Annotated in this window: 16 protein-coding genes; 4 read left to right on the top strand and 12 right to left on the bottom strand. The window is 67.1% G+C overall.

The features are described from left to right. Positions 1–376 precede the first annotated feature (376 nt). Positions 377–2,113 (bottom strand): hypothetical protein, encoded by a 1,737-nt coding sequence (locus tag ACZ5RK_RS06225; RefSeq protein WP_464908460.1) that lies wholly within the window; start codon positions 2,111–2,113, stop codon positions 377–379. A gap of 190 nt (positions 2,114–2,303) precedes the next feature. Further along, positions 2,304–3,482, bottom strand: a complete 1,179-nt coding sequence (locus ACZ5RK_RS06220) for an RNA-guided endonuclease InsQ/TnpB family protein (protein WP_093008496.1) — start codon at positions 3,480–3,482, stop codon at positions 2,304–2,306. 198 nt (positions 3,483–3,680) lie between these two features. On the opposite strand from ACZ5RK_RS06220, the gene ACZ5RK_RS06215 reads away from it, so the two are divergent. Then, a complete protein-coding gene (locus ACZ5RK_RS06215) occupies positions 3,681–3,947 on the top strand; it encodes an acylphosphatase (RefSeq protein ID WP_464908459.1) in 267 nt (88 codons plus the stop codon). Here ACZ5RK_RS06215 and hflX read toward each other — a convergent pair. Continuing rightward, positions 3,935–5,584: a GTPase HflX gene (hflX, locus tag ACZ5RK_RS06210; protein ID WP_464908458.1), complete on the bottom strand. Its 1,650-nt coding sequence runs from the start codon at positions 5,582–5,584 to the stop codon at positions 3,935–3,937. The genes ACZ5RK_RS06215 and hflX overlap by 13 nt on opposite strands. 47 nt (positions 5,585–5,631) lie before the next feature. Here hflX and ACZ5RK_RS06205 point away from each other — a divergent pair, with 47 nt between their 5' ends. Further along, on the top strand, positions 5,632–6,204 hold the full coding sequence (locus ACZ5RK_RS06205) for a YdcF family protein (protein ID WP_464908457.1): 573 nt from the start codon (positions 5,632–5,634) through the stop codon (positions 6,202–6,204). Here the strand turns inward: ACZ5RK_RS06205 and ACZ5RK_RS06200 are convergent. The 3 genes from ACZ5RK_RS06200 to ACZ5RK_RS06190 are packed head-to-tail and all read right to left on the bottom strand — an operon-like array spanning position 6,168 to position 8,078. Then, entirely contained in the window at positions 6,168–6,617 is a 450-nt protein-coding gene (locus ACZ5RK_RS06200) for a DivIVA domain-containing protein (RefSeq protein WP_464908456.1), read from the bottom strand. The two genes, ACZ5RK_RS06205 and ACZ5RK_RS06200, sit on opposite strands and share 37 nt — an antisense overlap. 7 nt (positions 6,618–6,624) lie before the next feature. Continuing rightward, positions 6,625–7,260: a YggS family pyridoxal phosphate-dependent enzyme gene (locus ACZ5RK_RS06195; RefSeq protein ID WP_054647341.1), complete on the bottom strand. Its 636-nt coding sequence runs from the start codon at positions 7,258–7,260 to the stop codon at positions 6,625–6,627. Continuing rightward, positions 7,260–8,078, bottom strand: coding sequence for a purine-nucleoside phosphorylase (locus ACZ5RK_RS06190; protein ID WP_464908455.1), 819 nt, complete (start codon positions 8,076–8,078; stop codon positions 7,260–7,262). Before ACZ5RK_RS06190 ends, ACZ5RK_RS06195 begins: the two co-directional genes overlap by 1 nt. A 56-nt stretch (positions 8,079–8,134) precedes the next feature. Between ACZ5RK_RS06190 and ACZ5RK_RS06185 the strand changes: the two genes are divergently transcribed. Beyond that, positions 8,135–10,600, top strand: coding sequence for a BamA/OMP85 family outer membrane protein (locus tag ACZ5RK_RS06185; protein ID WP_464908454.1), 2,466 nt, complete (start codon positions 8,135–8,137; stop codon positions 10,598–10,600). Positions 10,601–10,800: 200 nt separating this feature from the next. Here ACZ5RK_RS06185 and rpsP read toward each other — a convergent pair whose 3' ends face one another. Together rpsP and ffh are read right to left on the bottom strand one after the other, a co-directional pair. Beyond that, the gene (gene rpsP, locus ACZ5RK_RS06180; RefSeq protein ID WP_054647340.1) at positions 10,801–11,055 is read right to left on the bottom strand and encodes a 30S ribosomal protein S16; all 255 of its coding nucleotides are present in this window, start codon (positions 11,053–11,055) and stop codon (positions 10,801–10,803) included. 7 nt (positions 11,056–11,062) lie between these two features. Next, on the bottom strand, positions 11,063–12,367 hold the full coding sequence (gene ffh, locus ACZ5RK_RS06175) for a signal recognition particle protein (RefSeq protein ID WP_464908453.1): 1,305 nt from the start codon (positions 12,365–12,367) through the stop codon (positions 11,063–11,065). A 207-nt stretch (positions 12,368–12,574) separates the two neighbouring features. Between ffh and mgtE the strand changes: the two genes are divergently transcribed. Beyond that, positions 12,575–13,924: a magnesium transporter gene (mgtE, locus tag ACZ5RK_RS06170; RefSeq protein WP_464908452.1), complete on the top strand. Its 1,350-nt coding sequence runs from the start codon at positions 12,575–12,577 to the stop codon at positions 13,922–13,924. 22 nt (positions 13,925–13,946) lie between these two features. On the opposite strand, the gene queA is transcribed toward mgtE, so the two are convergent. From queA to ACZ5RK_RS06150, 4 genes are read right to left on the bottom strand one after another with little or no spacing between them, the layout of a single operon-like run. Next, the gene (queA, locus tag ACZ5RK_RS06165) at positions 13,947–14,984 is read right to left on the bottom strand and encodes a tRNA preQ1(34) S-adenosylmethionine ribosyltransferase-isomerase QueA (RefSeq protein ID WP_464908451.1); all 1,038 of its coding nucleotides are present in this window, start codon (positions 14,982–14,984) and stop codon (positions 13,947–13,949) included. 1 nt (position 14,985) lies between these two features. Continuing rightward, on the bottom strand, positions 14,986–15,525 hold the full coding sequence (locus ACZ5RK_RS06160) for a LabA-like NYN domain-containing protein (RefSeq protein ID WP_054647779.1): 540 nt from the start codon (positions 15,523–15,525) through the stop codon (positions 14,986–14,988). A gap of 11 nt (positions 15,526–15,536) precedes the next feature. Continuing rightward, positions 15,537–18,110, bottom strand: a complete 2,574-nt coding sequence (locus ACZ5RK_RS06155) for a phosphoenolpyruvate carboxylase (protein WP_464908450.1) — start codon at positions 18,108–18,110, stop codon at positions 15,537–15,539. Further along, positions 18,107–18,865: a TIGR00282 family metallophosphoesterase gene (locus ACZ5RK_RS06150; RefSeq protein WP_464908449.1), complete on the bottom strand. Its 759-nt coding sequence runs from the start codon at positions 18,863–18,865 to the stop codon at positions 18,107–18,109. The genes ACZ5RK_RS06155 and ACZ5RK_RS06150 overlap by 4 nt, the downstream gene beginning before the upstream one ends. Positions 18,866–18,884 lie beyond the last annotated feature (19 nt).

Below are 18,884 nucleotides of genomic sequence, written 5' to 3'. Positions count from 1 at the left end.
AACCTCTCGGGAGGTCTATCCGGCAAGCAGTGCCAGCTTATGTCTATGGGTACCTTCTGGCCCAGAGGAAGGAGTTGAGGCCCTTTCAAGCTGTACCGTGTGATTTCGGGGTAAGGTAAGGGGTCTGGGATGCGCACGGTTTGGCCTGGGGGGAGAAGTGTTACGAACTCCTCATTGCCTCGATCATAACTCCACATCCGCCACTGCTCCCCCATGTGATTCGTCACCATCACCCCCTGACAAACACCCCCGGCTTCGTACATCACGAACAAACTCGGAATACGCTCAGGAACAAACCCCGGGCAAGCGGTAAGCAGGAGGGAGAGGCCGGCAAGAAGCCCAAAAAACCCAACTGTTCTGAGGGACCTCATCTCTTTCACCTCCGGTACATGCCGTATGCTCCGCTGTAGAAAGAGCCCATATCGGTTACATTGACATACCGCCCTTGTGGTATGTCCCCCGCACCTTTTGTTGTCCACAGGAGGACACTGGCGGAAAACCAACCCTCGTGCACAATGTATGCCTGGGACATGGCGTAGTGGCCCTCAAGCCCCAAAGCACGACCAGTAGCATAGAGGGCAATAACAGGTTCGTTGTCCCGTCCAATCTTACCCCGCACAATGTCCCGCACACGCCAGGTGTGTTGGGAGAAGTCAATCAGGGAGATTGGTATACCTACGACAGTGAGTACTGACCCAGCATAAGCCAGGTTCACAAATGCCTTGTGGCTACCCCGCATCTCCCAGTTTTTCCCTTCTGGGCTGGCGTGGTAACTAATCCATGTGTTGGCCCCAGGAATCATATTGGTATCCCGGGTCATACCCTGCCCCATGAAATGCCAGGTGTCCGTGTAGCGGGCAATCCTGGGCTGGTAGTAGTTGATGCCATCCCGTGTCCCGAGGAGCACCGGGTCGAACATGATTTGGGCGAGCTCCCTTTCAGAGCTTGGCGGTCTTCCGTTCACGGTTACGAAATGCACATTGGGGCCGCTTCCAAACCGTTCCCGGTGGAAGGCGTACCAGTTGAAGAGCCGAACTATGGACATGGGGCCGCAACCGACATAGTCCAGGCGCATTAGCCCGCTAGGACCAAAATCCCAAGCACCCCAAGTACCGTCCGGCAGATAACGATATTCTGCTATTGTCTGCTCATTCCCAAACGGGTCTCCCTCTAAAAGACCATTAGCAATGTCGCATTTGTTTTGCGTGGAGCAATCCTGCGGGTCATTGGGGTTGTAAAGGCTGTCGTTGGCAATGTCGCCGTTGTAGCGGTTTCCCCTCACCACACTGGCATAGCCCATGCCAGCACAGAACCAGCCCATACACCAAGCCCGCTCGTTGACATACTGCGGGCTTATACCCCTGGAAGCCATCTGGGTTTCCAGGAGGGTCAAAAACCCCTCTACATCCAGACTGCCGTCAGGCAAGGTAAGCGCCCTTAGGGTCGGTACTCCGGTGCTCTGAGGGCTAAGGCCCTGTCCGCTGGCTTCGGCAAGGACCCTTGCCCAGTCTTCTTTCATCTTGTCCAGGATGCCGTCCTTTTGCCTCTGCTCAATGAGGGTCCGCTGTGCCTTTCTCCACTGCTCTACAACCGCCGGGTCCACCTCGGTCGCCGTGGTGGTATCCCAGATGCGCCCACTGCGGTCTTCCAGGTAGAGAACCCCGGGGGTGGGGCTGAGGAACCGCTTAAAGGAGCCTGCCCGGTCCCGGGTTTCCACTATGCTCTTGAAACTGCTGGCAGGGATGATGAAGGAGAAGAAGCTACGCTTATCCGTGGCCCCAACCGCAAAGAGGGCATGCTCTGGGTCCGGTGCACTCAGGGTTGCCCAGAACTCGCCAGTCCCAGGCCCCAATAGAATCAAGTGGTGTAGCGGCTTGCCAGACATATCGTAGACCATTTCCCTGGCAATCCTGTAGCTCTTCCCTTTTGCCGCCTGTGGACTAAGCCCGCTCGTGGAAACCTTCAGACCCACAGCAAGAGATTCAGCCAGAGCAGGAGGGATGGGGTCCCCATCCGAAGGGGATGCACTGGAGGGTTGAACCCCGCCCAACTGACAGGACGCCACAAGTCCGCTGAACCCTACAACCAGCCACCAGCGACCCAGGAACTTCATGTTTGTACTTACCCCTATTTCACTCTAACCCAACACAAGGTAGTTTGGGAACCCCTTTCTCCCTCAGAAGGGCAGGGGGCCGTACACGGCATCATCCGCTACCCGAGCGGCCTCCTCAGGAGGAAGGTGACGACTCCCCGCTCTAAAGAGCAGGGCTACAAGATACGGGCTACGCCCGTGACCGCGGTTCTCATGGGACGGCGTGGGCCGTCCCTGTCCCCGCAGGCTCCGTGCGAGCCTTTGCCAGGATGTTCCGTGCCGCCGCTATGTCCCGGTGTAGGTGGGTACCGCACCGGGGACAGGTGTACTCCCGCACCCACAACGGCCTCTTTTCCCGATGACCGCACACCGGGCAATCCTGGCTTGTATGTTTGGGGTCTACCCCGATGACCCGCCTACCAGCCACAAGCTTAGCCCTGCCGGGCTGACCCTCCGCTTTGTAGGCGAGGATTTGGAGAAACTGTGCCCAACCGGCATCCAGTACCCCTTTGGCGATGTGAGAACGAGCCAGGCCAAGTATGTTCAGGTCTTCGTGGACGATGGTGCCATATTCCTTCACCAACCCCCTGGCAAGTTTGTGGTGGAAGTCCTTGCGCTGGTTGGCAATCTTGCGGTGCAGCCTGGCCAACCGGGTTTGGATCTGCCTGTACCGATAGCTGCCCATCTTCTTGCGGGAAAGCTCCCTTTGAGCGTTGGCTAGTTTCTCCTGTGACTTCTGGAAGTACCGTGGGGCCTCCACTGTTTTGCCATCCGAGGTGATGAGGAAGTGGGGGTTGGTGCCCAGGTCTATGCCTACGGCCCTTTCGTTTGGGGGAAGAGGCTTGGGCTCCACCTCACAGGTGAAAACGATGTACCGGTGGTCCCCCTCCCGCTTTACGGTAGCGGTCTTTACCTTGCCTTCCAGGGGGCGGTGTAGCTTTATCTTCACCGAGCCGATGCCGTAGATGAGAACTCGTTTTCCATCCTTTTGAAGTTTGACCCCGGTAGCCCCGGCCTGGGGGAAGGTGAAGGAGTCGTAGCGTCCTTTTCCCTTGAAGCGAGGGTATCCGGCTTTCCCTTTCTCCTTCAGTCTGCGGAAGAAGCCCTGGAAGGCTTTATCCACCCGCTCGGTCACGGGCAGAGCCCGTATCTTGATGACGTTCTGCAAGACCTGGGAATGAATGCCTCTGTACTCCGGCAGCTCGGCCCGTATCTCGGGTAGATACCTCTTCTGTTCGTAGAAGCCTACGGTCTTTCCTGCCTTCTTGTAGGCACCCCTGCGTTCTTGCAGGGCGGCGTTGTACAGTTGGCGGCAAAGGTCCAGGGTTTTCTCCAGGTCCCGGGTTTGGGGCTTGGTGGGGTAAAGGCGGTATTTGAAGGCTTTAAGCATGGTCGTCCTGATAGTGGCGTGTGGTGCGTTCTTCGGGCACGTGCGTATGCTAGCACATTCGCCGCCCACTATGGTATGTGCCCCTTCGGAGCACGTGGGGGAGTCCATGTATCTCCGGTTTAAAAACCAGGGGAAACAAGGTAGCCCTTTGGGCTGACATAGCTCCCCCACACCTCCTCTTTTTTGTAAAATGCCCCCATGCCGCGTCTGGTGGCCTTGGTCAAGGGAAGGGTACAGGGGGTAGGATACCGGGCCTTCGCCCAGAAGAAGGCCCTGGAGCTTGGCCTTGCCGGCTATGCGGAGAACCTCCCCGACGGCCGGGTGGAGGTGGTGGCCGAAGGCCCCAAGGAGGACCTCGAGGCCTTCCTCCACCACCTGAGGCAAGGCCCCCGCCTGGCCCGGGTGGAGGCGGTGGAGGTCCAGTGGGCCGAGGAGATGGGGCTGAAGGGCTTCTACGTGTACTGAGCCCAGGCCTGGGGCCTCACCCCCGAGGCCAAGAGGGCCTCGGCCAGGGCCTCCTTGAGCTCCCTCAGCCCCGTGCCCTTCACCGCCGAAACCGGCACCCCTCCCAGGCGCTCCCGCAGGTAGTGGAGGTCGTAGGGCGCCGCCCGGTCGGCCTTGCTCAAGGCCAGAACCCTTGGGGCCTCCACCCGGAGGTCCTGGAGGAGGGCCTCCACCACCCGGTGCCGCTCCAAGGCTCCCTCCTCCGAAGCGTCCAGGACGTGGACCAAAAGGTCCGCCTCCCGCACCTCCTCGAGGGTGGCCCGGAAGGCGGTGAGGAGCTCCCCCGGCATGTGGCGGATGAAGCCCACGGTGTCGGTGAAGAGCACCTCCCCCACCCCGGGCAGGAACCCCCTCCGGGTGAGGGGCCGTAAGGTGGCGAAGAGCTTGTCCTCCCCCGGCTCCCCGCCCCGGGCCAGGGCCTGGAGGAGGGTGGTCTTGCCGGCGTTGGTATAGCCCACCACGGCGACGAGGGGCACCCCCCGGCGCTTCCTCTGCCTCCGGGCCTCCTCGCGCCTTCTGGCGTACTCCTCCAGCCTGCGGGTGAGGTGGGCGATGCGCTCCTGAAGGCGCCTGCGGTCCACCTCCAGCTTGGTCTCCCCCGGGCCCCGGGTGCCGATCCCACCCCCTAAGCGGCTCATCTCCTTCCCCTTCCCCACCAGGCGGGGGAGGAGGTACTTGAGCTGGGCCAGCTCCACCTGGGCCTGGGCCTCGGGGGTCTTGGCGTGGAGGGCGAAGATGTCCAGGATGAGCTGGGTCCGGTCCAGGACTTTAAGCCCCGTGGCCCTCTCTATCTCCCGGGCCTGGGCCGGGGAGAGCTCCAGGCCGAAGATGAGGGTGGCGGCGTTCTCGTGGTAGGCCAGGCTTTTCAACTCCTCCAGCTTCCCCAGGCCCACCAGGTACCGGGGGTCCAGGCTCGGCCGGAAGACCAGGACCCGCTTCACCGGCACCCCCCCGGCGGTGCGGGTGAGTTCGGCCAGCTCCCTAAGGGCGGCCTCGGCCTCGGGACCCTCCCCGGTGTCCACCCCCACCAGGATGGCCCTTTCGCCGCCGCCGTCCAGCACCTCCCGCACCCGGGCCTGGCGGGAGAGCTCCTCCTCCAGGGCCTCCACCTCGGCCCTCAGGTCCAGGTCCAAATACTGGAAGTAGGGCCTGGGGGGCAGGAGGCGCCAGTCCTCCTCCGCCGCCTTGGGGGGGGAGAGGAAGGCCAGGTGCAAGGTGGTGGGCTGGCCCCCCTCCACCTCCAGGGCCGCCAGGCTGTCCAGGCGGTGGAGGAAGAGGACGGACAGGTCGGGCCGGGAAAGCCCGCCGGGAGAGAGGTGGGTGTGGAGGAGGCGGAAGCCGGAAAGCCGCCTTTCCGCCCTCGCCCCCTCGGGGATGGGGAGGTCCTTGGCGTCCCCCACCCCCACCCGCACCACCCGGCCGCCCCGGTCCAGGAGGAGGGCAATGGGACGGTGGATCTCGTGGGAAAGCCCCGCCAGCGCGTGGGCGAGCTCCGGGGTCAGAACCCGCTCCGGGGGCAACCGCCTCCGGTAAAGGTTGGAAAGCCTTTTAAGGTCGCTCTTCCTGAGCCCCTCCGTCTTCCCGAAGATCTTCTCCAACGCCCTCTCAGTATACCAAAAAGCCGCCCTGCCGTAGAGTGGGGGGCGTGCGGCGCCTCGCCTCCCTCGCCCTCCTCCTTCCCCTGGCCTGGGCCCAGGAACCCTACGCCTGGATCGTGGTCCTGGGGGCGGCCCAGTACGGCGGCCACCCCTCCCCCGTCCTGGAAAGGCGGCTCCAGGCCGCCCTCGCCCTCCACCATAAAGGCCTCGCCCCCAGGATCGCCGTGGCCGGGGGAAAGGCCCCGGGGGACCGCTATAGCGAAGGGGAGGTGGGGTGCCGCTACCTCCGGGAAAGGGGCATCCCCCGGGAAGCCCTCCTCTGCGAGACCCAAAGCCAGTCCACCTACGAGAACCTGCTCTTCCTCAAGCCCCTTCTCCGAGGCCAGGTCCTCCTGGTCACCGATGCCCCCCACCTACCCCGGGCCCTTTTCCTGGCCCGCGCCCTGGGCCTTCGGGCGGAGGGCTACGGGGTACCCGGGGCCTACCCCCTGGGCTACCGGCTTAGGGAGACCCTTTACCGCCTCTGGCTTTACCTGGGCTTCAGGCCCTTTCTAAAAGGGCAGAGCCGCCTCCCGGAGGGGGACTACTCCTTGGCCAAGCGTTCCACGGAATCCAGGTAACCCTGGAGGAGGGCCCGAAACTGGGAGAGGAAGAGGGCCTTTTCCTGCCTGGCCCGCTCTATCTCCCCCCGGAGGCGCCTAAGCTCCTCGGCGGCCTCCCGCAGGACCTGCTCCTTGGCCGCCAGGGCCTCCTTGCGGATGAGCTCCGCCTCCCGCTCCGCCTGGGCCTTGAGCTCCCGGGCGATCTTCTCCGCGGCCACCACCGCCCGCTTCAACTCCCCCTCGGCCTCCTTGAGGCGGGCCACCTCCTCCTCCAGGCCCCTCAGGCGCTCCTTCAGGGCCTCGTTCTCCCCCATGAGGCCCTCCATCACCTCGGCCACCCGGGCCAGGTAGGCCCGCACCGCCTCCTTCTGGTAGCCGCGAAACCCCGTGGGGAACTCCTGGTAACGGACGTCCAAGGGCGTAAGGTCCATGTGCCCCTCAGTCTACAAAAAGGGCCCGGCCCACGCGCACCAGGGTGGCCCCCTCCTCCACCGCCCACTCAAAATCGTCGGACATGCCCATGGAGCGCTCGGGAAGGCCAAAGCGGTCGGCGAGCTCGGAAAGCCTGCGGAATATGGGGCGCACCACCCCCTCGGGACCCATGGGGGGAACGGTCATGAGGCCCAGGACCTCGAGGCGGGGCATCTCCCGGAGGCGCTCCAAGAGCCCGGGAAGGTCCTCCTCCAAGACCCCGTGCTTCTGGGGCTCCCGCCCCAGGTTCACCTCCACCAGGACCTTAAGCCGGGTTTCCGCCTTCTCCGCCGCCTTCGCCAGGGCCTCGGCCAAGGGCAGGGAGTCCAGGGAGTGGATCAGGGCGAAGCGGGGGGCGAACTTGGCCTTGTTCCGCTGGAGGTGGCCAACGAGGTGCCACTCCGCCTGGAGGTGCTCCATCTTCCTCAGGGCCTCCTGGACCCGGCTCTCCCCCAAGGGGAAGGCCCCGTGGCGGAGGACCCTCTCTTGGATTTCCTCCGGGGTACGCCCCTTGGTCACCGCCACCAGGCGCACCTCCTCGGGCCGTCGGCCCGCGCGGCGGCAGGCCCTTTCTATACGCTCCAGGACCTGGGGAAGCCCCATCAGAGCTCGGCGAGGATGCCCCGGACGAAGCGCCGGAAGACGGGGCCCGTCTCCGCGGCCACGCGCAGGACCTCCTCCTCGGTGGCGTGGTACTCCCGCTCGGGCACGGCCATGTCGGTGATGGTGGAAAGCCCTAAGACCCTGGCCCCGAGGTGGCGGAGGGCGAGGACCTCGGGCACGGTGGACATGCCGATGGCGTCCGCCCCCAGCTCCCTGAGCATCCTGAGTTCGGCCCGGCTGGCGAAGGAGGGCCCCATGAACCAGGCGTAGACGCCCTCAAAGAGGTGGAGGTCCTGCCTGCGGGCCACCTTGCGGGCCAACGCTATGAGCCCCGGGTCGTAGGCCTCAAACATCACCGGGAAGCGGGGGCCAAGCCGCTCGTCGTTGGGGCCGCGCAAGGGGTTTGCCCCGGCGAAGTTGAGGTAGTCCAGGTGGAGCATGATGCCTCCCGCCCTGAACCGGGGGTTGAGGCCCCCCGCCGCCGAGGTGAGGAGGAAGGTCCTGGCCCCCAGGAAAAACCCCACCCGCACCGGGAAGACCACCTCCTCTGCGGAGTAGCCCTCGTAGTAGTGGACCCGGCCCTGGTAGACCAGGACCCGCTTGCCCTCGAGGTACCCCAGGACGAGCCTTCCCGCATGCCCCGGGGCGGTGGAGAGGGGGAAGTGGGGGACCTCCCCGTAGGGGATCTCCGCCACCTTCTCCACCTCCTCGGCCAGAGGCCCCAGGCCCGATCCCAAGACCACGGCCACCTCGGGGAGGAAGTCGGTTCTAGACCGGATGGCCGCCACGGCCTCCTGGATGTTCTCGTAAACCCCCATACCCTTGCATTCTACTTCTCACCGCCCCTTCACGCCTCCTGGGTAAGCTCTGGGGCATGAAGCGCCTTTTGTCCTTTGCCCTTTTGGGCCTTCTGGCCCTGGCCGCCCCTCTGAAGGAAGTGGTCATAGAAGGGGGCGACCCCGTGCTCCAGGCCCTGGCCCGGGCCGCCCTGCCCTTCGGGGAAGGGGACGAGCCGGGCGACCTCGAGGCCGCCCGCAAGGCCCTCCTGGCCACGGGCTACTTCCGGGAGGCGGAGGTGCGCCTGGAAGGGGAGGTCCTCAAGGTCCGCCTCGTCCCCTACCCCGCCATCGCCGAGGTCACGGTGGAGGCCAAGGCCTTCCCCCAAGAAACCCTCCTGCGCTTCCTGGAGGAGAACTTCGCCATCGGCAAGGAGGCCACCTACAACCCCCTCAAGGCCCAGGAGGCCGCCCAGGCCCTGGCCCAGGCCTTCCGGCAAAACGGCTTCCCCTTCGCCCCCAAGGTGGAGGTGGAGGCCAAGGAAGCGGGGGGCAGGATGGCCCTTACCTTCCGGGTGGCGGAAAGCCCCGAGGTGAAGGAGGTCCGCCTCCAGGGGGTGAGCCTCCTCCCGGAAGGGGAGCTTTTAAAGCTCCTGGAACCCCTCAAGGGCCCCTTTGACTTCGCCAGGTACCAGGAGGCCCTGAGGGCCCTGGCCGGCCGCTACGAGGAGGCGGGCTACCGCTTTAGCGGCCCCGACCCCCAGGCCTCCGCCCTGGAGGGGGGCATCCTCACCGTGCAGGTGCGGGAACTCCGGGTGGCCCGGGTGGAGGGGGAAGGCCTGGACCTCGGGGACTTCCCCTTGAAGCCGGGGGACTACCTGAACTACCCCCGCCTCCTGGAAGGGGTCCAGGCCCTCTCCCGGAAGCTTTCCCGGGTGGTGGACTTTAGCCTCCTTCCCCAGGGGGAGCAGGTGGTGGTGCGCCTCTCCTTGGGGGCCGAGGGGGGCAGGATTGAGCGGGTGGAGATCACCGGGAACACGGCCTTCCCCACGGAAACCCTCCTCCCCCTCCTCCGCCTGAAGCCCGGGGAGGTCTACACTCCCCTCCTGGCCCAGGAGGACGCCCGCCGCATCGCGAGCTTCTACCGGGAGAAGGGCTACGAGGTGGCCAACGTGCGCTATAGCTTCCGGGAAGGGGTCTTCCGCCTGGAGGTGGTGGAGCTCAAGATCGCGGGCTACCGCCTGGAGTGGCAGGGCCCCCACCGCACCCAGGAGGAGGTGATCCTCCGGGAGCTTCCCAAGCCAGGCTCCCTCTTCAGCGTCCCCGAGCTCCGGAAGGCCATGGCCCGCCTCCTGGCCACGGGGCTTCTGGCCGAACCGCCCCGGGTCTCCCTGGCCCCCGCGGAGAGGCCGGAGGAGGTGGTGGTGGTCCTGGGGCTCAAGGAGGCCCGCACCGGCCTCTTCCAGCCCGCCCTGGGCTGGAGCTCCCTGGAGGGGTGGTCGGGAAGCGTCTCCTTTAAGGAGACCAACCTCTTCGGCCTCGCCCACCAGGCAAGCCTGGACCTGGCCTTCCTCCAAAACGAGGCCCGGGACAACCTCTCCCTCTCCCTGAGCTACACCGTGCCCTGGCTCTACCTGGACTTCGCCGACCTCAAGGAGGTGCGCACGAGCCTTTCCTTGAGCGCCTTCTCCACCCCCATCGGCAACAACAAGCTCCTCCAGGGCACCACCGACACCGGCTGGGAGTACACGGAGCGCCGCACGGGCTTCGGCCTCAGCCTCTCCCGGCCCTTCTCCAAGGACCTGGAAAACCTGCGCCTTTCCTTTGGGCTTTCCGCCCGGCGTTCCACCTACGCCCTGGAGGTCTACGACCCCAACGCCCCCTGCGATCCCAGCGTCACCGATACCACGAGCCCCAAGTACTGCGACGGCACCGGCTACAAAAACCCCTCCCTGGCCCAAAGCCTCCTCCCCACCCCCGGTTGGACGGTCCGCCTGGACACCACCTTCGCCTACCTGGATGTGGACGACCCCCGCTTCCGCACCCAGGGCTACGAGGCGAGCCTGGCCACCGGCCTCGGCCTCTCCCTGCCGGACACGGGGGGCCGGAGCTTCTTCGTGCCCCTGGTGGCCACGGGCAAGACCTACTTCGGCCTGGACCCGGAGAAACGCCAGGCCCTGGCCTTCCGCCTTTCCGCCGGCACCCTTCTCGGCTTCCCCCCAGAGAGCGAGCGCTTCTACCTCTCCGGGGGCGGGGCCGAGGCCTTCCTCCTCCGGGGCTACGAGGACCGCAAGTACGGGGGGCTTTCCTTCGCCACGGGGGGGGTGGAGTACCGCTACGATTTCCGCCTCTCCCCCCAGGGAGGCACCAACCTTTACGGCATCGCCTTCTTGGACCTGGGCCTGGCCGACAACACCGGGGGGCCCAAGTGGGGGGCGGGCATCGGCTTCCAGCTGGACCTGGACGTCTTCGGGGCCCTACTGCCTTCCCTAAGGCTGGACTACGCCTTCAGCCCGGAAAGCCCCACGGGAAGGCTCCACTTCCGCATCGGGCCCATGTTCTAAGCGCCCGCACTTTGCCTTCGCAACATGGGATGCCCAAGCCGGGGCTGGGGGAGGCTTTTTTGGGGCCCCCACCGCGGCGAAAGCCGCGGTGGGGTATTTAGTGCCCCTGCCTTGGTTCTGCGACATGAAGGCCTTTACCCAGGGCCGAGAGCGTCCTTTGGGGCCCCCGCTCTGGCGAAAGCCAGAGCGGGGTACTTAAGTCAGCCTTCCTGCCGGAAGACCCCCGCCTGCCGGAGAAGCCTCCGGGCGGTGTCGGTGGGCTGGGCCCCCACGGAAAGCCAGTAGCGGGCCCGCTCCACGTCCACCTTGAGCCAGTCCGGGGTGGTCTTGCGGGGGTCGTAGTAGCCGATTTTCTCGAGGTAAGCCCCGTCCCGCTTCCTGCGGACGTCGGTGACCACGATGCGGTAATGGGGGTTGTGCTTGGAGCCGAACCGAGAAAGCCTGATCTTGACCATACCGTTTCTACCTCCTGAAGATTCCCATGAGTCCCCGGCCCTTCTGCCTTTCCAGGGACTTCATCAGGGCCTTGGTCTCCTCAAACGCCTTGATGAGGCGGTTGAGTTCCTGCACGGTGGTGCCGCTGCCCTGGGCGATGCGCTTGCGCCTCGAGGCGTTGAGGATGCGGGGGTTCTTGCGCTCCTCGGGGGTCATGGAAAGGACCATGGCCTCCAGGCGCTTCAGGGCCCGGTCATCCACCTGAAGCCCTTGGGGCAGGGCCTTGCCCGCCCCGGGGAGCATCCTGAGGATCTCGGAGAAGGACCCCAGGCGCCTGAGGTTCTGCATCTGCCTGAGGAAATCCTCCAGGGTGAGCTCCTTGGCCGCCTTGGGGGCCTCGGCCTCGAGGCCCGCCTCCCGCACCCGCTCCGCCAGGGTGGCCACGTCCCCCATGCCCAGGATGCGGCTCGCCAGGCGGTCGGGATAAAAAGGCTCCAGGCCCTCGGGCTTCTCCGAGACGCCGGCGAAGTAGATGGGCTTCCCGGTGACGTGCCGGGCAGAGAGGGCCGCCCCGCCCCGGGCATCGCCGTCCAGCTTGGTGAGGATGAGGCCGGTGACCCCCACCTTCTCGTCAAAGACCCGGGCCACGGAGAGGGCCTCCTGGCCGGTCATGGCGTCCAGGACCAGGAGGACCTCCTGGGGGCGCAAGACGCCCTTGAGGCGGGCGAGCTCCTCCATGAGGGGCTCGTCTATCTGCAGGCGGCCTGCGGTGTCCACCAGGACCAGGTCCCGCACCCCCCGCCTGGCCTCCTCCTCCACCCGGAGGCGGATGGACTCGGGAGGCTCCCCGTCCCGCACCTCCAGAACCGGCACCCCGATCCGCTCTCCCAGGACCCTAAGCTGCTCCCGGGCGGCGGGGCGCTGGGTGTCGGCGGCCACCAGGAGGGGGCGGCGCCCCTTGCCCTTGTAGTAGAGGGCGAGCTTGGCGGCGGTGGTGGTCTTGCCGGAGCCCTGAAGCCCCACCAGGAACCAGAGGTTTTGGTCCTGGAGGAGGGGCTGGCGCACCTCGTCCCCCAGGGCCTCCTTCAAGGCCTCGTAGACGGTGGCCAGGATCACCTGGGCGGGGGTCAGGCTCTCCAGGACCTTCCGGCCCAGGGCCCTTTCCCGCACCTTCTCCACGAACTCCCGGGCCACCTCCAGGTGGACGTCGGCGCCCAGGAGGGCCCGGCGGATCTCCCGCAGGGTGGAGTTCAGGTCCTCCTCGCCGATCCGCCCCCGGCCGCGGAGCCGGTCTATGGCCTCTTGCAATCGCGCCGAAAGCTTTCCGAACATGCCCCTCCCGGCCCTAAGGCCGGGCTTCAGGATAGGGCACGCTCCTTGAGCGTGTCAACCGCAATTTTTCCCACACTTCTAGTGGGCATGGTTGACGGGAGGACCCCTCCCCCCTAGGCTAGAAAAGGTATGCGAGAGGCGTTGCCCTCGAGTCCCAGGCCCTGAAGGCCGCCTCCGGGCGGCCTTCGGCGAGAAAGGAGGCCGCCCGTGGAAACCACCCTTTCCCCCCTGCTCCAGGCCCTAGAGGAAGGCGACACCCTGACCCTCAAGCGCCTCCTGGAAGACGTCCACCCCCAGGACCTCCTTTCCCTTTGGGACGAGCTCAAAGGGGAGCACCGCTACGTCCTCCTCACCCTTCTCCCCAAGGACAAGGCGGCGGAGGTCTTCGCCAACCTACCGCCGGAGGCCCAGGCGGAGTACCTCAAGACCCTTCCCCCCTGGCGGGTGCAGGAGCTTCTGGAGGAGCTCTCCCTGGACGACCTGGCGGACGCCCTGCAGGCGGTGGAGGAGGAGGACCCCGGGCTCGCCCAAAGGCTCAAGGAGGCCCTGGACCCCAAGACCCGGGCCGAGGTGGAGGAGCTCACCCGGTACGAGGAGGACGAGGCCGGCGGCCTCATGACCCCGGAGTACGTGGCGGTGCGGGAGGGGATGAGCGTGGAGGAGGTCCTCCGCTTCCTGCGCCGGGCCGCCCCAGATGCCGAGACCATCTACTACCTCTACGTGGTGGACGAGAAGGGCCGCCTCAAGGGAGTGCTCTCCTTAAGGGACCTCATCGTGGCCGACCCCAGGACCAAGGTGGCGGAGATCCTGAACCCCAAGGTGGTCTTCGTGCGCACCGACACCGACCAGGAGGAGGTGGCCCGCCTCATGGCCGACTACGACTTCACCGTCCTCCCCGTGGTGGACGAGGAAGGAAGGCTCGTGGGCATCGTCACGGTGGACGACGTCCTGGACGTCCTCGAGGCCGAGGCCACCGAGGACATCCACAAGCTGGGGGCCGTGGACGTGCCCGACCTGGTCTACAGCCAGGCGGGCCCCGTGCAGCTATGGCTGGCCCGGGTGCGCTGGCTGGTGATCCTGATCCTCACGGGGATGGTCACCAGCTCCATCCTCCAGGGGTTTGAGAGCGTCCTCGAGGCCGTCACCGCCTTGGCCTTCTACGTCCCGGTCCTCCTGGGCACCGGGGGGAACACCGGCAACCAGTCCGCCACCCTCATCATCCGCGCCCTGGCCACCCGGGACCTGGACCTCAAGGACTGGCGAAGGGTGCTCCTCAAGGAAAGCCTGGTGGGAAGCCTTCTGGGCCTGACCCTGGCCTTGCTCCTCCTGGGCAAGGTCTTCCTGGACGGGCACGCCTTCCTGGCCCCCGTGGTGGGCCTCGCCCTCTTCCTCCTGGTGCTCTTCGCCAACCTGGTGGGGGCCCTCCTTCCGGTGGTCCTCCGGCGCTTCGGGGTGGACCCGGCCCTGGTTTCCAACCCCTTGGTGGCCACGCTCTCCAACGTCTCGGGCCTCCTCATCTACCTCTCCGTGGCCCGCCTCCTCCTGAACCTGTCCTGAGGCGTGGCGCGAAGCCCGGGCCTTACAGGATGAGCATGGCGTCCCCCAAGGAGTAGAAGCGGTAGCCCTGGGCCACGGCCAGGCGGTAGGCCTCGAGGGTGCGCTCGCGCCCCAGGAAGGCCGCCACCAGCATGAGGAGGGTGGAGCGGGGCAGGTGGAAGTTGGTGAAGAGGGCGTCTATGGCCTTGAAGGCGTAGGGGGGCCGGATGAAAAGCCGGGTCTCCCCCGCCCCCGCCACCACCCCCTCCCCTTCCCGGTAGGCGCTCTCCAGGGCCCGCACCACCGTGGTCCCGATGGCGATGACCCGCCTCCCCTCCGCCTTGGCCCGGTTGACGGCGGAGGCGGTCTCCTGGGGGATCTCGTAGGGCTCGGGGTGCATCTCGTGCCGCTCGGGGTCCCCCTTCACCGGGCGGAAGGTGCCGGGGCCCACGTGGAGGGTGAGGAAGCAGAGCTCCACCCCCACGGCCTTCAGGCGCTCCAGAAGCTCCGGGGTGAAGTGGAGCCCGGCGGTGGGGGCGGCCACGGAGCCCGGGCGCCTGGCGTAGACCGTCTGGTAGCGCTCCAGGGGGATTCTGGCCTTGATGTAGGGGGGAAGGGGCACCTCCCCCACCTCCTCCAGGTGGGCCATGAGGTCCCCCTGGAAGCGCAGAAGGCGCACCCCATCGGGTTCCACCCCCACCACCTCCGCCTGAAGGCCCGGGACCGGCTCTAGGTCCTTGGGGGAAAGGAGGGATAGCCTCGTGCCGGGAGGGGCCTTCCTCGCCGGGCCCAGAAGGGCCTCCCAAAGCCCCGGGGAGCGCTCCCGCACCAGGAGGATCTCCACCCGGCCCCCGGTGGGCCTCCTGGCGAGAAGCCTCGCCGGGATCACCTTGCTCTCGTTGAAGACCACCACGTCCCCAGGGCGCAGGAACCCGGGCAGGTCCCGCACCCTTTGGTGCTCCACCCGAAAGGGGCCTTCCCGGTAAACCACCATCAGCCGGGCCAGATCCCGGGGCTCCACCCCCTCCTGGGCGATCTGCTCGGGGGGGAGGTGGTAGTCGTAAGCCTCCAAACCCTCCATCCTAGCGCTCGGACGACCGGGGCTCCATGAAGGGGTTGGGGATCTCGGGCAGGTGGGTGAAGCGGTCCACGGCGTCAATGAGCTTCTGGGCGGTGGTCTCCCGGAAGGCGACCACCTCTACCCGGATGCCCCGCTCCATCAGGACCTCCAGGATCTCCACGAAGTCCCCGTCCCCGCTCCCCAACACCACCACGTCCAGGTAGGGCATGAGGCGCACCATGTCGGCGGCGATGCCCATGTCCCAGTTTCCCTCGTAGATGGGCTTTCCCCCCTCCCCCAGCTCCTTCACCGTGAGGTACATGCGCCGCACCCGGTAACCGATGGTGGAAAGCTTGTAGATGAAGGGCCAGGCGGAGGTGTCCCCCTCCTTTTCCACCACGTAGGCGGTGGCCCGCACCAGGCGCCTCCCCCCCACGGCGTAGCGCAGGAGGCTCTCAAAGTTCACGTTGCGCTCGTAGTAGTCCCGGGCGGAGTGGTAGAGGTTCTGGGTGTCCACGAAAACCCCAACCCGCTGGTCCTGGTGGTGGCCGAGGAGTTCCATCGGTCCTCATCTTACCCCGCGTTCCTGAGGCCCGCCGCCACCCCCAGGAGGGAGAGGAGCAGGGCCCGCCTAAGCCCCTCGTCCTCCCTTCCCCCCGGGGCCCGGTAACGGCGCAGAAGCTCCACCTGCAGGATGTTGATGGGGTCCACGTAGGGGTTTCTCAGGGCGATCTGCCGCTCCAGGGTCTTCTGGTTGTGAAGCAAGGGGGCTTGGAAGACGGCCTCCAGCAGGGCCCTCGTGGCCTCGTACTCCTGGGCGATGCGGTGGAAGAACCCGTGGAGGTTTTCGGGCACCAGGGAGAGGTACAGGCGGGCCACCCCCAGGTCGGCCTTGGCCAGGGCCATGGCGGCGCTCTCCAGGGTGGTGGCGAAGAAGGGCCACTCCCGGTACATCTCCCGGAGGAGGTCCAAAGGGAGGATCCTTAGGGCGGAAAGCCCGTACCAGCCGGGAAGGAGGAGGCGCACCTGGGTCCAGGCCATGACCCAGGGGATGGCCCTTAGGTCCCGGATGTCCCGCACCCGGCCGTGGCGGTAGACGGGGCGGCTGGCGATGGGAAGCTCTCCCAGCTCCCTTATGGGCGTCAAGGCCTCAAAGAAGGGGAAAAACCCCTCCTCGCCGAGGAGGGCCCGGTAGCCCTGCGTGCTCCTCTCCCCGGCCTCCCAGAGGGCCTCCCGCCAGAGGGGCTTGGGCTCCACCCCATCCCCCAGGGCGGCCTGGGCGAAGTGGAAGAGGAGTTGCTCCAGGTGGCGCACGGCGAGGTCCGGGTGGCCGTAGCGGTCCGCCAGGGCCTCCCCCTGCTCCGTGAGGCGGAGGCGGCGCCCCACGCTCCTCGGGGGTAGGCTGGCGATGGCCCGGCCCGCGGGGCCCCCGCCCCTGGCCGTGGAGGTGCCCCGGCCGTGGAAGAAGAAGACCGGAAGCCCCGCCTCCTCCCCCACCCGGCTCAGGGCTTCCTGGGCCTCGTAGAGGGCCAGGTTGGCCATGAGGAAGCCCGCATCCTTGTTGGAGTCGGAGTAGCCGATCATCACCTCCACCCCGCCCCTCCCCTCGGCGTGGGCCCGGAAGACGGGGTTTCGCAGGAGGCGGCTCAAGACCTCCGGGGCCCGCTTCAGGTCCTCCAGGGTCTCAAAGAGGGGGACCACGTCCAAGGGAAGGGGCTTCCCGGGGCGGTAAAGCCCCACCTCCCGGGCCAGGAGGAAGACGGTGAGGAGGTCGGCGGGGTGGTGGGTCATGGAGACCACGTGGGCCCCCTTGTCCTGCCAGGCCCGGAGGGCCTCGAGGGCCACCCTCAAGGCCTCTCCCCGGGGGGCCTCCCCCACGGGAAGGAGGGGCCTTGCGGTCTTGAGCTCCTCCGTGAGGAGGCCTTCCCTCTCCTCCGGGGAAAGGGAGAGGAGATCGGGGTGGACCCCGCCCACCCGGAGGAGCTCGGCCGCCGCCTCCAAAAGCCTCCCCGACTCCTCCCGGAGGTCCAGGGGCGCGAGCTCCAGGCCAAAGGCGGAAAGGCGGGCCTCCAAGGGGCGGAGGAAGCTTTCCACCACCCCTCCGAGGCCCAGGGGCTCAAGCCCCGCCGCCGCTACCCGGAGGGCCCTTTCCATCTCCTCCAAGGTGGCCTCCCCCGCCTCCAGCCTGCGGTAGAGGGCGGCGAAGTAGCGCCGGTAGGGCTCCCCCGGGAAGCGCTCCACTCCCTGGCCGCCCTCCTGCACCTCCCGGGGAACGGGCACCCGGGCCCCGGAGAGGGAGAGGTCGCGCACCATGGCCTCCAAGGCCTCCAGGAACTTCCTCCTGGCCACCTCCCGGGCGTAGCGGGCGGCGAAGGCGGTGACCCCGGGGGTGACGAAGGGGTTGCCGTCCCGGTCCCCTCCGATCCAGCTCCGGAAGCGCACGGGGCTTTTCAGGCGGGGCCTTTTCCCGTAGACCCGCTCCAGGGCGGCCTCGAGGCCCGCCACCACCCGGGGTACCGCCTCCCAGAGGGTGGTGGGCAGGTAGTAGAGCCCCCCCTTGATCTCGTCCTCCACGCTGGGCCGGGCCTTGCGCACCTCCTCGGTGGCGTAGAGGAGGGCCACCCGGGCAGCCAGCCTCTCCCTCTCCCCCGCCTCCAGCTCCTTTTGCAGGGCCTCCAGGTGGTGACGCAGGGTGCGGCGGCGGGTCTCCGTAGGGTGGGCGGTGAAGGTGAGGAGGAGCTCCAAGCGGTTCAGGTGGGCCTCGGCCTCCTCCAGGGAGAGCCCCCGCTCCCTCAGGGCCTTAGCCAGGGCCAGGAAGCCCTCGGGCCTGGGGTTCTCCAGGGTTTCGGCCTGGGCCCGCAGGCGGTTCACCCGTACCCGGTGGCGCTCCTCCGCCAGGTTCACCAGGTGGAAGTAGTGGGTGAAGGCCCGCACCAGGGCCTCGGCCTCCTCCAGGGAAAGCTCCCTCACCCGGCGCAAAAGCGCCTCCCCCGCCTCCCCGTCCCCCTGGCGCCGGGCCTTGGCCAGAAGGCGCACCTCCTCCACCAGGGCGAAGAACCGCTCCCCCGAGAGGGTGCGGATGGCCTCCCCCAGGAGGCGGCCCAGGAGGTCCACCTCGGCGCGAAGGCGGTCAAAGGGCTCGGTCATGGCTCTTCCCAGACGTAGGGGCTGATGGAGAGGGGTTTTCCCCCCTCAAAGACGAGCTCCGTGGCGTGGAAGCGCGCCCTTCCCTGAGCGGCGCGGAAGGGCTGGGGGCGGCCCGTGAGGAAGCGGGCCAGGAAGGTCTCCACTTCCCCCCCGATGATGGACTGGTAGGTCCCGGTCATGCCCACGTCGGTCTGGTACAGGGTCCCCTTGGGCAGGGGGGCGGCGTCCAGGGTGGGGACGTGGGTATGGGTGCCGAGGACGGCCGAGACCCGCCCGTCCAGGTAGTGGGCCAGGGCCATCTTCTCGCTGGTAGCCTCGGCGTGGACCTCCACCACCACGTAGTCCGCCCGCTCCCGGGCGAGGAGGGCGTCCAGGGCGCGGAAGGGGTCGTCCAGGGGGTCCATGAAGATGCGGCCCATCACCTGGGTGAAAAGGAGGCTCTCCCCGGCGGCCTCGAGGCGCCAGTACCCCTTCCCCGGAGTGCCCGGGGGGTAGTTGAGGGCCCGCACGATGGGCTCCTTTTCCAAAAGCTCGTAGACCTCCTTGTGGTCCCAGGCGTGGTTGCCCAAGGAGATGAGGTCCACCCCCGCTTCCCGCAGGAGGCGGTAACTTCTCCTGTCCAGGCCCTTGCCCTTGGCGGCGTTTTCCCCGTTGGCGATGACCAGGTCGTAGCGGTGGCGGATGTCCGGGAGGTGGAGGCCCACCGCCCGGAGGCCGGGCTCGGCCATCACGTCCCCGATGAAAAGAAGCCGCATGGGGGCATTATATGCCCCC

Source organism: Thermus kawarayensis JCM 12314, from assembly GCF_055393575.1.
Note: the sequence above shows the minus strand (reverse complement) of the source record. Positions and strands in the feature narration are given on the sequence as shown.

What these genes read in the sequence shown, in the direction of transcription:
- ACZ5RK_RS06225 (WP_464908460.1), bottom strand. Translation starts at nt 2,113, where the DNA reads ATGAAGTTCCTGGGTCGCTGGTGGCTGGTTGTAGGGTTCAGCGGACTT.
- ACZ5RK_RS06220 (WP_093008496.1), bottom strand. Translation starts at nt 3,482, where the DNA reads ATGCTTAAAGCCTTCAAATACCGCCTTTACCCCACCAAGCCCCAAACC.
- ACZ5RK_RS06215 (WP_464908459.1), top strand. Translation starts at nt 3,681, where the DNA reads ATGCCGCGTCTGGTGGCCTTGGTCAAGGGAAGGGTACAGGGGGTAGGA.
- ACZ5RK_RS06200 (WP_464908456.1), bottom strand. Translation starts at nt 6,617, where the DNA reads ATGGACCTTACGCCCTTGGACGTCCGTTACCAGGAGTTCCCCACGGGG.
- ACZ5RK_RS06195 (WP_054647341.1), bottom strand. Translation starts at nt 7,260, where the DNA reads ATGGGGCTTCCCCAGGTCCTGGAGCGTATAGAAAGGGCCTGCCGCCGC.
- ACZ5RK_RS06190 (WP_464908455.1), bottom strand. Translation starts at nt 8,078, where the DNA reads ATGGGGGTTTACGAGAACATCCAGGAGGCCGTGGCGGCCATCCGGTCT.
- ACZ5RK_RS06185 (WP_464908454.1), top strand. Translation starts at nt 8,135, where the DNA reads ATGAAGCGCCTTTTGTCCTTTGCCCTTTTGGGCCTTCTGGCCCTGGCC.
- rpsP (WP_054647340.1), bottom strand. Translation starts at nt 11,055, where the DNA reads ATGGTCAAGATCAGGCTTTCTCGGTTCGGCTCCAAGCACAACCCCCAT.
- ffh (WP_464908453.1), bottom strand. Translation starts at nt 12,367, where the DNA reads ATGTTCGGAAAGCTTTCGGCGCGATTGCAAGAGGCCATAGACCGGCTC.
- queA (WP_464908451.1), bottom strand. Translation starts at nt 14,984, where the DNA reads ATGGAGGGTTTGGAGGCTTACGACTACCACCTCCCCCCCGAGCAGATC.
- ACZ5RK_RS06160 (WP_054647779.1), bottom strand. Translation starts at nt 15,525, where the DNA reads ATGGAACTCCTCGGCCACCACCAGGACCAGCGGGTTGGGGTTTTCGTG.
- ACZ5RK_RS06155 (WP_464908450.1), bottom strand. Translation starts at nt 18,110, where the DNA reads ATGACCGAGCCCTTTGACCGCCTTCGCGCCGAGGTGGACCTCCTGGGC.
- ACZ5RK_RS06150 (WP_464908449.1), bottom strand. Translation starts at nt 18,865, where the DNA reads ATGCGGCTTCTTTTCATCGGGGACGTGATGGCCGAGCCCGGCCTCCGG.